11 protein-coding genes and 1 other RNA gene are annotated in these 13,252 nt (G+C 38.7%); all 12 read right to left on the bottom strand.

The genetic code is table 11. From position 1 onward, the window contains the following. The coding region (gene rodA / locus B3Y13_RS06825; RefSeq protein WP_296693547.1) for a rod shape-determining protein RodA at window positions 1-1,288 on the bottom strand (1,288 nt) is incomplete at its 3' end. Between the two features lie 4 nt (window positions 1,289-1,292). Next, the gene (gene mrdA / locus B3Y13_RS06820) at window positions 1,293-3,191 is read right to left on the bottom strand and encodes a penicillin-binding protein 2 (protein WP_296693545.1); all 1,899 of its coding nucleotides are present in this window, start codon (window positions 3,189-3,191) and stop codon (window positions 1,293-1,295) included. Next, window positions 3,191-3,697: a rod shape-determining protein MreD gene (mreD, locus tag B3Y13_RS06815; protein WP_296668642.1), complete on the bottom strand. Its 507-nt coding sequence runs from the start codon at window positions 3,695-3,697 to the stop codon at window positions 3,191-3,193. Before mreD ends, mrdA begins: the two co-directional genes overlap by 1 nt. Beyond that, window positions 3,698-4,567: a rod shape-determining protein MreC gene (mreC, locus tag B3Y13_RS06810; protein WP_296693543.1), complete on the bottom strand. Its 870-nt coding sequence runs from the start codon at window positions 4,565-4,567 to the stop codon at window positions 3,698-3,700. Window positions 4,568-4,573: 6 nt separating this feature from the next. Further along, the gene (locus B3Y13_RS06805; RefSeq protein WP_296022601.1) at window positions 4,574-5,614 is read right to left on the bottom strand and encodes a rod shape-determining protein; all 1,041 of its coding nucleotides are present in this window, start codon (window positions 5,612-5,614) and stop codon (window positions 4,574-4,576) included. A gap of 60 nt (window positions 5,615-5,674) precedes the next feature. Further along, complete coding sequence (locus tag B3Y13_RS06800; RefSeq protein WP_296668638.1) at window positions 5,675-6,631, bottom strand: tetratricopeptide repeat protein; 957 nt, start codon at window positions 6,629-6,631, stop codon at window positions 5,675-5,677. A gap of 28 nt (window positions 6,632-6,659) precedes the next feature. Then, an RNA gene (rnpB, locus tag B3Y13_RS06795) (RNase P RNA component class A) lies at window positions 6,660-7,067 on the bottom strand. Between the two features lie 128 nt (window positions 7,068-7,195). Continuing rightward, entirely contained in the window at window positions 7,196-7,747 is a 552-nt protein-coding gene (locus tag B3Y13_RS09945; protein WP_422664325.1) for a zinc ribbon domain-containing protein, read from the bottom strand. A gap of 465 nt (window positions 7,748-8,212) precedes the next feature. Then, entirely contained in the window at window positions 8,213-9,970 is a 1,758-nt protein-coding gene (gene rpoD / locus B3Y13_RS06785) for an RNA polymerase sigma factor RpoD (protein WP_296022598.1), read from the bottom strand. Window positions 9,971-10,001: 31 nt separating this feature from the next. Further along, the gene (dnaG, locus tag B3Y13_RS06780) at window positions 10,002-11,822 is read right to left on the bottom strand and encodes a DNA primase (protein ID WP_296668635.1); all 1,821 of its coding nucleotides are present in this window, start codon (window positions 11,820-11,822) and stop codon (window positions 10,002-10,004) included. After that, window positions 11,822-12,877, bottom strand: coding sequence for an endolytic transglycosylase MltG (gene mltG, locus B3Y13_RS06775; RefSeq protein WP_296693537.1), 1,056 nt, complete (start codon window positions 12,875-12,877; stop codon window positions 11,822-11,824). The genes dnaG and mltG overlap by 1 nt, the downstream gene beginning before the upstream one ends. 18 nt (window positions 12,878-12,895) lie before the next feature. Further along, complete coding sequence (locus tag B3Y13_RS06770; protein WP_296022595.1) at window positions 12,896-13,123, bottom strand: hypothetical protein; 228 nt, start codon at window positions 13,121-13,123, stop codon at window positions 12,896-12,898. Window positions 13,124-13,252: the final 129 nt, after the last annotated feature.

Raw genomic sequence — 13,252 nt, 5'->3', positions numbered from 1 at the left:
TTATGCTCATTACGAGTCCGATGCAGATCATTGCGGTCCAAAGGGATGAGCCTCCGTAAGACAAAAAAAGCAGGGGAATTCCTGTAATTGGCATAATTCCCATTACCATTCCTACATTTATAATAAAATGAAAGAAAAACATTGCAAGAATTCCTGAAATTATAAAATATCCGAATTCGTTATTTGTTGCTCTCATAATGTAAACCATTCGAATGAGAATTCCAAAATATAAAATGAAAACTGCCATGCAGCCTGCAAAACCAAATTCTTCTGCCAAAATGCTAAAAATAAAGTCCGTGCTCTGTTCTGGCAAAAAACGGTAATGGCTTTGTGTTCCGCGTAAAAATCCTTGTCCAAATAAGTTTCCTGAGCCAATTGCTATTTTTGACTGAATTATATTCCATCCGGCTCCTCTTGGGTCAGAGTCCGGATCTATAAAAACAATCAATCTTTTTATCTGGTAATCTTTTAGAACCTTTCCTGCAACTTTTGAAAGTATCAGAGCCGCACAGAACATTCCCGCATAATACGCAATCCAGTAAAAATACTTATTTTCAGGAAAGAAAAATTTGCCTGTTACTCCAATCATGCAGATTGCAAGCGACGCAATGATAACAAGAATACTTAGTTTTCCATTTGTAAGGACGCTGATTAGTTTGTAATTTATGTGAGCAATTTCAGTCTGATAAATCGGAAGAACGGTAAAAATTATTGTCAAAAGTCCGCCTGCAAATATAAAAAAAATATAGCGAAGCGGAAGCCCTGCGGCAAAGCACATTATCAAAAAAATCGGAATGTAAACCATTGCAGTTCCAAGGTCTGGCTGCAAAAGAATCAGCCCTGTCGGAAGAAGAAAAATTCCTAGAGAAACAAAAAATCTTCTTCTAGGCGATTCTGATTTTGAATTTGTAAGATATAATGCCAAAAACATAATATAGATGATTTTGCAAAATTCTGAAGGCTGAATTCCAAACGAGGCAAAACCAATCCAGGAGCGTGCGCCATTTACATAGCGTCCAAAAATTCTTGTATAGATTAAAAGAATTGCAAAACCAGCGTAAAGATACGGTACATAGCGAATAACTCTTCTATAATCAGTTATTGCTGTAAAAATCAAAAGAACGATTCCAATTCCAGCCCAGATAATCTGTTTTACATATTCTTTTGAAACTAAAAAGCCCTCAGAATTGATCGCAGATGAATAGATGAACATAATTCCAAGTGAAACTAGAAAAAGTACGCAGATAAAGAGAAAATAATCAAATATCTGAAAAAATCTTGTCTTCATTCTATTATTCCTGTCTGTTCTTTGTCTTTACCAAATATCTAAAACCTAAAGTATCGATTGCCTCATCAAAAGTCTGGTTTGCCAGAATTCCCTGAAAAATGATGTTCGTGCAATACGGAGCCCACCATTCCCAGTCATTTACGGCTTCGACAAGTACAGAGACAACATATTGCTCTTCAACTGGCGCATCGTAAGGGCCGTAAGCGACCATCCAGGAATGCCAGTGGTTTTTTTGAGCGCCGTTAACTTCAGCAGTTCCAGTTTTTCCTGCAAGCTGAAAACGCCTGTTGTTCATAGGATATTGGGCAGTTCCATCGGTAATCATATACCGCATATCTTTTTGAACTTCTTTCCATACTGCATTGTCAATATTCGATTCCCTTAAAATTTCAGGCTTTATTATTTCGATTGTTTCGTTTGTAGAAGGATCACGCACTTCTTTTAAGAGATGGGGTTTATAAATTTTCCCCTCATTGCAAACCATTGCAACCATATTTGCCACGTGCATCGGAGTAACGAGAGTGTATCCCTGTCCGATTGACATATTCATAGTATCACCGTCTTTCCATGTTTCATGATAACGGCGCTCTTTCCACTGGCTTGTTGGAACAAAACCTGTAGACTGTGCCGGAAGGTCTATACCCAAACTTTCTCCAAAACCAAATTCTTTTGAATAAGAAGCAATTTTATCTACGCCAAGATTATCCCTTCCGACAATCCAAAAATAAACATCGCATGACTGGGCAAGCGCATTTTTTAAATCTAGGTAGCCGTGTCCAGGATATTTTATGTGGCAGGTAAAAGTTCTGTTTCCATGGACAATTCGTCCAGGGCACTCAATTTTTTTTTCTGGAGGAATCGCTTTTTCTGCCAGAATTGCAGTTGTCATAATTATTTTAAAAGTAGAAGCAGGAGGATAAACTGCATTTACCGCACGGTTCAAAAGAGGATTATTCGGACTTGTCGCAAGTTTTGTATATTCATTGGCAGCATCATCAGAATTAAAAAGATTTTGGTCATAAAAAGGATAACTTACCATTGCCAGGACTTCTCCATTTGAAGGCCGTAAAACAACTGCCGCACCTACTCTTTTTCCAAGCGCCTGTTCTGCAAGTTTTTGAATGCGCGAGTCAATCGTCAAAACAAGATTTTTGCCAGGTTCTGGAGGTTGAATTACTGGAATATCTGAAATAATATGTCCGCGCGCATCTACAGTACGGCTTTCAAGACCGTTTTTTCCCTGGAGATAGTGGTCATATTGCTTTTCAATTCCAGTTTTTCCAATAATCGAATTCGCCTTATAGCCATGATTATACATAACATTGAATTCATCTTTTGTAATATCGCCGACATAACCGATTACATGGCTTATAGAACCTGTTTCAACATAGTTTCTCATTGGTTTTGAACGCCAGCTTACTCCTGGAAGGTCGGTAATATTTTCTGCGATATTAGAAATTGTATTAAAAGGCACATTTACGCGAATTTCAATCGCCTTATAGGAATTTCTCATTCGTGCAGGAATTTTTTTATCGATATAGCTTTTTGGAATATCAAGGTATTTTGCAAGTTTTGAAACGACAGTGTCATAATAACCGGAAGGAATTTCAGCAGGAATAAGGTCAACCGCAAAAGAATCCGTGTTAATAACCAAAGGAAGAGAAGCGTTTCTATCAAAAATTTCGCCGCGTTGTGCAGAAATTGTCTTTATCTGGCTTGAAATAGTTCTTGAACGCTGTCTGTAAGCCTTTCCTTCAACAACCTGAAGGCTGAAAAGTTTTACCGTATAAATAAAAAAAGTTAAAGCAAGTCCTAGAAGAAGAATGATGATGCGGATATTTTTTTTTGAGGCAGCAAGACTTTTTTCATAGCTGGAAAACAAGTCGTTATTAAAATCGTCCATTAACGAACCTTCTCTAAATCAAGGAGAATTCCATTTTTGAAAATATTTAAAAACTTAAAAACAAAAGGAGCCAAAATAGAATTAAAAAGGAGTTCAAAACCGAACGAAATTGAAAAAATGCTGTAGCTAACGTTAACGTTCGGATAAAAGACAGCGATTAACCATAAAACAAAGGCTTTAAACAACGTAGAAAAGGCGCCGAGTATAAACGGAAAAAACATTCCGTTTATATTCAAAGTTTTGCTGAAAAGCCCTGCAGCATAGCCAAAAACTGTGCGGAGCAGACAGTTATAGCCAAAAGGAACAGCACAGAAAAAATCAAGAAAAAGACCGCTTGCAAAACCTGAGCATGCGCCAAAAAGTCGGCCATTGTTCAGGCTAAAATAAAGGGAGCAAAGCAAAATAAAATCAGGAATTGCCGGCAAAATTAAAATATTTGAAAGCACGGCGCTTTCAAGCAGGGCGAATCCCAGAAAAAAAAGACAGGCAAAACCAAAAGATTTCATTTACCGGCGCCTCCTTTCCAGCAGCGGATTTGTTTCTTTTAAATCTGTCACAATGACAGTTTCAAGACGTGCAAAATCAACGACAGGAGTAATTTCTATATTAAGAGACGAATCGTATTCAACTACCATAATATTTGTAATCGTACCTACAGGAATATCAGCAATATAATTATCAGTTTCGCCGGAAGTAACTACAATATCACCAAAATTAAGTTCAGGAAGAACCCTCTTTTTTATATATTTCATTTGCAGCGGCGAATTTGCATTTCCGCTTCCATTTACCAGTCCAATATCACGTGTATTTTGAATTCTTGAAGAAACAACGCATTTTGAATCATAAACAGGCATTACAAGACTTGTTTCCAAGCCAACGGTAACAATTTTTCCGACAAGACCTGTCGTTCCATTCTGAACCGCAATAACCGACATTCCTTTTTTTATGCCGCTGCGGCTGCCCTTGTTTATGGTAATTCCCGAATAGATATTGTCTGGATTTCGTCCGATTATCTGGGCAGGAAAATTTTTCTGTTCGATATGAGTGGCAAATTGAAGCTGTTCTCTCAGACGCTCATTTTCCTTTCGAATTTCAGTATTGTTTCTCTGTAAAAATTCATAATTTTTAAGTTTTTCTTTTAATTCCTGATTTTCTGCTTTAAGGCTTTTGAGTTCTGCAACTGCCGTAAAAACTCCGGTCACACCGTCGCAAACCGAGTAAACTGCTTTTTGCAGTGAAGTTACCACAGAAAAACCAACTCTCTGAAAATTTACTACAAAACCGCCGCCACTAAAAGCAAGCGCTAATCCAGACAGAAAGAGAAGAATCAAGAATATAAATTCTGCGAAACTAAAAGAAAATGAACGCCGTGCCATTTTTACTTAGTCGTTAATATCGCTGTAAACCATGCGGCCGCTTGACACGTCGTTAAATACATCAAAGGCCTGGCCTGCGCCCTGAGCAACACATTCAAGAGGCTTTTCAACAAGAATTACAGGAACTCCTGTTTCTTTTGAAATAAGTTTTGAAAGACCTTTGAGCATGCTTCCACCGCCAGTCATTACGATTCCGCGCTCGATAATATCGGCTGCAAGTTCTGGAGGCGTTTTTCCCAAAGTTCGTTTTACTTCATCCACAACTTTTTTTACAGGTTCTTTAAGGGCTTCGCGGATTTCAAGAGAGTCGATTTCAAGAAGGCGTGGAAGATGAGTGATAGCATCTGTTCCGCGAACCTGCATTTTTTCGTTTGTAGTGCCGTCAGTTTCTGCGTTTCCAATTTGAATTTTAATTTTTTCGGCTGTCTGCTGTCCAATGTTCAAATTTGAAACCTGAAGAATGTGCTTTACAATGGCTTCGTCAAATTTATCTCCACCGACACGAATTGAACTTGTTACAACCATTCCTCCCAAAGAAATTACAGAAACCTCTGTCGTTCCGCCGCCAATGTCGCAAACCATATGTCCTGCAGGCTCATCAATAGGAATTTTTGCACCGATTGCCGCAGCCAGGGATTCTTCAATTACATCGACTTCTTTTGCTCCGGCTTTAAGGGCTGCCTCGATTACTGCGCGACGTTCAACCTGAGTAATGCAAGAAGGAATCCCGATTTTCATACGAGTTGATTTGAACAACTGATGACGAGGAACAACCTTTGCAACAAAATAGCGGATCATTTTCTCGGCGCTGTCAATGTCAGCAATTACACCGTCTGCAAGAGGTCTGATTGCAATTATGTTTTTTGGAGTTTTCCAGAGCATGCGTTTAGCCTCAGCGCCAACTGCAACGACCCGCTTAGTTCCTTTTTCTACGGCAATAACTGAAGGCTCATCAACTACAATCCCTTTTCCACGTACATAAATCAGCGTGTTGCAAGTTCCCAGGTCAATACCAACATCTGTTGAAAAACGGTCAAAAAAACCCATTTTATTCCTCCCAGCCCCATTTTTTTCATATTTATGTGCATTTTAAATTTTTTTTTACACTTATTTATATTCAGCTAGTTTTTTTAATGATTCAGGATGATTAACCTGTGCTTTCAAGGCTTTTCGCCAGTAAGAACGAGCTTTTATAATATCACCCATATTCTCATATATTACACCAAGACCGCAAAGAGCGTCAGCAGAATTTTCATTTTTTTTGAGAATTGAATCAAATTCTTTTTTAGCTTCAGCAAATTTCTTTTGTCCTGTGTAGATTTTTCCAAGCAAAAGATGAGCCTTATCTGTTATTTTCTCTTCCTTGCATTCTTTTGAAATTCTAAACAGATACTGCTCTGCCGCCGCGGCCTGTCCTGCATTATAATACTGTTCTGCAATTGAAAGAAGAAGCAAGTCGCTTTCCCGAGTCAAAAGCGCTTGAGTAAAAGCAGAAATGCTTTCCATCGTCATGCCAAGAGAAGCATAGCTTAAGCCCAGGTATTCAGGAATATCATCCGCCAGATAACCGTCTTTCAGGGCACGGTTCAAATAAAGAATTGCAAGGTCTGCATAGTAATGATAGTTTGATGCCGAATCTTTGTAAAAATAAGCCTTTCCGAGCATATATTCAAGTTGCGGAATAAGCGAAGATTTTGCATTATGAAGGGCAAGCCTCAAACTGATTATCGACTCGTCGAGGAAAGTCTGGGTTTCTGAAGGCTCAACCGCTGCATTGGCAAGATAAAATGCAGAATATCCGCGGTACGTCAAAGCCTTGTTGTTAAAAGCATTGTCTCTTAAAATCGCGCCGCTTATATCATAAACTTTTTGATAATTAAAATTTTTCCATTCTTTTGATAAGTGTGTTATTGAATTTCCTTTATAAACGTGAATATCAATTAGACGGCAGATAAAAAAAGTAACGGCAGATAAAAAAAGCATACAGCAAAATAAAATAATGCTGTTGCGAAGCACATGGCTTTTTCTTTTTACTGTTCCACCTGGCAAAATATTGAATTTCATTTTCCCACCGCTATGCTTTTTAAATAAAAAAACAGAAAAGAAAATAAGCCGGGTTCTGTTCTGTCCTGCAAAATTAAAAATCTTACCGGACTCATAACCATCTATCCGAAACTTTTGTCGCCAAAAGCCTTTAGCAGTCTACCCGTGGCTTAAAGGCCGGAAACCAAAACCACTGCTTGACTTTGCTCCAAATGAGGTTTGTCCTGCCATAAATGTTGCCATTTATGCGGTGAGCTCTTACCTCACCTTTGCACCCTTGCCTTTATTAAGGCGGTTTATTTTCTGTGACACTTTCTGTCGGAAGACGGGTTATACATAAAAATGCAACTGCCGTTTTCCGCCCTGTTATTACCAGGCATCTTTTCCGGTGGAGCCCGGACTTTCCTCACTTACTTGCGCTTTCATCAGCGCAGAAAGCACGGTTATATCTTTTCTGTCAAATTACAAAATAAAAAAGCTGCCCTGCAAAAAGGCAGCCTNNCCCGGACTTTCCTCACCTGCAAAATTTATCATTAAAAATTGCGGGCACGATTATTTCTTTTCTGTATAATTTTTTTATTTTTATTAGTCGTCAAAAGAAATTGATTTTTCATCTCCGTCATCAAGAGAATCATCATCAGTTCCGTCTGATTCTTCGTCATACTCATCATTAAACTCATCATCAAAATCAGCAAGTGTTCCTGTTTCGTCCATTGAAAGGAAGTCTTCTGCCTCTTCGCCTTCTTNNGAGAACGAAACGTAGACCTCACGGATGTTCTTCAGGAACAGGATCGTTTCCGGCGCGAGACTTGAAAGCCCTTCTGCAATTTCCTGATAGAAAAGGATACGGCTGCAATATGGACAGAAAAGAATTTTTTCGCCTTCGTGAACTTCGTTGGCAAACTGCGCTGGAAGAATCATGTGGCAACCTGTGCAGACACCGTTCTTTACAGCAACGATACCTTCACGGTTACGCTGTATAATTCTCTGGAATTTGTAGACAATTTCGCTATCCAATCCAGGAGTAATTTCGTTTTCCTGAGCTTCAAGTTCTTTTATCTGATTTTGATATGACTGAACTTCGCTTTCAAGGGCGGCCTTGTTTGAATTAAGCTCAGCTTCCTGAGCTTTTATCATTTCCTCGTCCATTCGGAGTTTTTCGTTAAGCTCTTCGCGCTCTTTGTCTTTTTTCTGGAGCTCGCTGCGGATTCCAGATTCCTTTGCAGATGCTTCGTTGATCTGTTTTTCAAGCGCTTCATATTCACGGTGAGTAGAAATGCTGTCCATTCCTTTTTCGCCAGCTTCACGAGATTTTTCTGCTTCTTCAAGCTCAAGCTGGAGCTGACTTGCTTCAGCCTTTACTTTCTCATAAACTGCGCTTGTTTCCAGAAATTCTTTTCTTAAACGAACGAGAAGCTCATCCTGTGTAAAAAGCTGTTTTGGAGAATCTTCAATTTTAGCCATAAGGCTGTATTTTTCTGCAAGAACATCCTGCAGAGCCTTAAGCTTATCAAAAACTTCTGTCATTGCCATTTAATATCCCCTAGGTAAGTATTCGAAAAATTATATAGAATTAACTTTTTTTTGTCTATCAATCGCTTTTTACGATTCGATGTAATCGCGAAGACCGCTGGCACGGCGCGGATGTCGAAGCCTGCGGAGAGCCTTTGCTTCAATCTGACGGATTCGTTCACGGGTTACGTTAAAGTACAGCCCTACTTCTTCCAAAGTCAAGCTGTAGCCATCGTCAAGTCCAAATCTCATTTTAAGAACTTCCTGTTCACGTTCAGGCAAAGAAGAAAGAACTTCGTGCAACTGATTCTGAAGCATCTTGTATGCAGTCTGATTCGCAGGATTTTCAACTTCCTTGTCCTCGATAAAATCTCCGAGCTGGCTGTCTTCTTCTTCGCCGATTGGAGTTTCGAGAGAAATTGGTTCTCTTGCAACATTTTTAACCTGTTTTACACGCGCGACAGGCCAGCCAAGCTGCTGCGCGATTTCTTCATCGTTTGGCTCACGTCCCAGTTTTTGCATAAGCTGGCGGCTTTCGCGGACAACTTTATTTATCTGCTCAATCATGTGGACTGGAACACGGATTGTTCTAGCCTGATCGGAAATTGAACGGGTAATCGCCTGACGTATCCACCATGTTGCGTAAGTCGAGAATTTGTAACCTTTGCGATATTCAAATTTTTCAACAGCCTTGATAAGACCGATATTTCCTTCCTGGACAAGATCAAAGAACTGCAATCCGCGGTTTGTATATTTTTTTGCAATAGAAACAACAAGACGGAGGTTTGCATTGATGAGCTTATTCTTTGCCTTTTCCATCATGCGTTTTCCTCGGTTGATTTCCTTTGCCTTTGTAAGAATTTCTTCCACGCTGTTTTCAAAATCGTATTCCATGCGGCGGAGTTTTCTGTCTATTTTCTGGATCTGCGTATAAACATCGCGAATTTCATCGCTTGACATTCCAAGCTCTTTTTCGAGTTTTAACGCTTCTGAATGAATTGCGAGTTTACGGCCAAGGCTGCGAAGTTCTGAAGGGCTTGAGATTCTCAGTTCCTTCATTTTCTTTTCTTGGCTGCGGCGGTAATCTTCAATTTTATCAGTTGCTTCTTCAAATTTTCCACTGAATTTTTCAATTTCCTCAGATTGAATTTCTATTTTTTTGAGTTCTGGCAAAATTTTTGCACTCAATTCAACAAGCTGAGAATTGTCAAAAATATCTGCTGATTGCTCTGCTTCAAAAAGTGTTTTTTTCAAAGCCATATACTGTTTCATTTCTGGCAAAACAGGTTTTATCCATTCTGAATAGCAAGACTTTAAGCGGCGCTTTTCTGCCATTTCTTCGTTGATTTCTTTTCTTGCTTTTCCAGGTTCATGCGGATCAATTCTAGTAAAAGCCTTCTGGGCAACAACAAAAAATTCAGGAATCATCATTCCGGAATCTTTTATAACACCTTTTATGATGTTTTCTCCGTCTTCCATTTCTTTTGAATATTTTACTTCCTCTTCTGCTGTAAGAAGCTTTTCTTTACCGATTTCGCGCAGATAAAGGCGAATCGGGTCGTCAACGCTAGAATCTTTATCTCCGTTTACAATATGAGATTCATCGTCAGATTCTTCACTTTCTCCGTCTTCATCAAGACTTTCGTCACTGTCTTCGTCTTCATCGAGATTGTCTTCTTCCATAACCTGAATATTATTCTGGGTTAAAAGTTGAAGCACATTTTCCATTTTTGGAGAATTAACAAAGTCCTGGCCGAGAATTTCGTTGATTTCGTCCCAAGAAATTATCTGTTTATCTTTCGCATATTCAAGAAGTTTTACAACTACGGGATCGAGTTCCTGATCCATTTTTTGCCTCTTTTTTAGTTGAATTTATATTCTAATTTTTTTTAGAACAAACGAGCCTGTCAATATTCATTTTTTCTTTCATTAAAGAATTAAATTCTTTTATCTGCTCAGGTGTAGAAGGATTTTTTAGAACTTTTAGCCGCTCGATTATATAATCCATCTGACGTTTTAAATTTTTTCCTTTAATTATTTCAATTCCGTCTCTGATAATTTTTTCCGTATTTTGAGAATATTCTCCGGACATTACACCTTCGGTAATCAGTCGCGTTAATTTCGGATCTTTACAGTGTTCGCAAATTGAACTGAAAGAAAGGTTTTTCTGCTGGTAGCAATCCTCCAGAATAATGAATAATTGTTTAGCTTCAGATGATTCAAAGACATCTTCGTTTATTTCCCGCCGCATCAGCTCAAACTGATTAGTATCGGCGATTACTGCGAGCAAAACTCTTAATTCCATTCCTTTCCGGATGTTTTCATCGGTTTCGCTGTTTTGTAAATCTGTCCGTTTTTCTAAACGGCTGCGGGCACTTTCCCGATTATTGTAATCTCTGAGAACAGCTTGACTCGACAGGTTAAGTTTTTGACAAAGCTGCTCCAAGCTAGTTTCTTTCTGAATGTCAGTTTGAAGTGAATCTACATATTGGAAAAAAGCCATCGAAATTCGAGCTTTTCCGTCTGGCGTATCAGCCGGATATTCATTCATCAAAGATTCAAACAGATAGTCAGAATCTAATATAGCGTTATTGACATCTATCGTCAAGGTTTCTGCACCGTATTTGAGTAAAATTTCCGAAGGATCTTTTCCACCGGTCAGTTTTATTACTTTTACAGCGATTCCAGCCTTTCTGCATGCAATAATTGCTTTTCTTGTAGCGCTCTGTCCGGCCCCGTCGGAGTCAAACGAAAGGTAAACTGTAGAAACGCCATTTTCACGGCTGTAAGCATATCTCTTTAGTTTTTGAATATGTTCTTCTGTAAAAGATGTTCCGCAGGAAGCAACGGCATTTGTTATTCCTGCCTGATGGTACGCAATGCAGTCCATCGGGCCTTCGCAGATTATCGCAAAACCTTTTTCGCCCATTGAGCGTTTTGCAAGGTTCAAGGCAAAAAGAGTGTTTTTTTTTGAATAGATTGCCGTTTCAGGCGAATTTATGTATTTTCTCTGAGATTCATCTGACGGAGGAATTACGCGCCCGCTCAAAGCTACGCAATCTCCCCGTTCATCAAAAATTGGAATCATAAAACGGTCGGAAAAAAGACTCATATCCTTGTAATTTTTAGAAAAAAGCCCTGACGAAGAAAGCAGTTCTTCGCTGAAATTCTTTGAATGAAGGAATTTTTTTAGCCAGTAACGGTCGGCAGGAGCATAGCCAAATTTAAATTTTTCTATTATTTCGTCTGTGATTCCACGAGTTTTTATGTACGAAAGCGCCTTTTTGCCAGAATCGGTCTGAGTAAGAAGATAGTTAAAAGTTCCTGCAAGCCTGTTGTAAAGGGATTTTAAGTCGTCTTTTGTGTGATCAACCTTGTATTCTGCATTTCCGTTTTCTGAATATTGAAGCGCAACTCCGAATTTTTTTGCAAGAAGCTCGACTGCTTCCGGAAACGAGATTTTTTCAATTTCCTGAATAAATTTTATTGCCGAAGGTCCGCCGGCATGGCAGCCAAAACAGTAATACGCATTTTTTTCAGGAATAACATGAAAAGAAGCGGTTTTTTCGCCATGAAAAGGACAGCATCCCCAGAAATCCGAGCCGCGTTTATCAAGCTTTACATATTCTCCAACTACAGAAACAATATCTGCCGCTCTTTTTACCGCTTCAATTGATTCTTGAGTAATAAATCCAGCCATTATTTTGATGATGCCGCCTTTTTTGTTTTAAATTGAATTCCAGCCTTTGAATGAGAGCTGAAGCTTTTTGAGAAAGTATGAGTTCCGTTCATCTCGTCATTAAGCGTAAAATAATAATAATCGGTTTTTGGAGGGTTTGCGGCGGCTTTTAAAGCGACGGTTCCAGGATTGGAGATCGGAGACGGAGGAAGTCCTGCCCATTTGTAAGTGTTGTAAGGTGAATCAATCTTTAAGTCATCGTAAGTAATTACATCTGGATGCGGTCTTCCTAGAATTTCTGTGATTATATATTCAATTGTTGCGCAGGAATAAAGGCCGATATTCTGTTCAATTCTGTTTTTAAAGACAGAAGCAATCAAAGGTGCTTCCCTTGCGACGCGATATTCACGCTCAACGACAGAAGCAAGGACAATCGTGCTGTAATATTCTGAAACGTTTTTTCCTGAATATTCGGGAATAGATTCAATTTTTTTGAAAAAATTATTTACCATCATTTCAACAACTTCTTCAGCCTTCATTCCCGGTGTGAAAAAATAGGTATCTGGAAAAAGAAATCCTTCTAAGGTTGCGGCTGGAATTTGATATTTTTTTAAAAGCGAATAATTTCTCGATGCAAGAATAAAGTCCTGTTTTTTGCAGACGCCTTCTTCGTCAAGAATTTCCGCGATTTTAGAAACAGTCAGCCCTTCCGGCAATACAGTTTTTATGTATTCTTGATGGCCGGATTCAAGCTCGGAAAGAATTTGAGCAACTGTCATATTCGGACTCAGTTCGTAAACTCCGGATTTTAAAAGATACGGAGTTTTTCGTCCAAAAACAACCGGAAATTTTGAGGATGCATAAAAAAAGTTTTCAGAACGAATAAGATTCGATTTTTTTAAAATCGAAGCAATTTTTCTTGTGCTTGTCCCTGAAGGAATTTCAATGCGAATTTTTTCAGACTTTTTTGAAATCGACACGGGAACATAAAGTTCTGTAAGAAAAAAAACTAAGACAAAAAGAAAAAAAATCGAAACAGAGGCAGCTGCGCAACGAGCGAATGTTTTTTTATTCATAATCACTCCAGCGAAAAATCAGTCTTCGGCGCTAAAAAATTTTTCAACTTCGTCAATCGACATAAGGCTGTAAATATACAGCTCAACTTTTCTGGAAAAATTTTCAAGTCCGGATGGAATTTGCGGCTGATTTTTTCTTAAAAATCTGGCAAGAAGTTTTACTTCCCTGCCACTAAAATTATATTCAAATGAACCGGAATTTTCAGGAGGAATTTTATTTTCAGAATTGTTTTCTGACAAAGACATTTTATTTTCCTGTGCAAGGACAAAAAATACAATAAAAAAGCCTTAAGATTTAACTTAAGGCTCAAAATTCTGGGGAGTGAAGGATTCGAACCTACGAAGCACTAGGCAGCAGATTTACAGTCTGTCCCC

Source organism: Treponema sp. UBA7567 (assembly GCF_002476655.1).
In the GTDB taxonomy this organism is placed as follows: domain Bacteria; phylum Spirochaetota; class Spirochaetia; order Treponematales; family Treponemataceae; genus Treponema_D.
The sequence above is the reverse complement of the archived record's forward strand: the minus strand, read 5'-3'. Positions and strand labels throughout refer to the sequence as shown.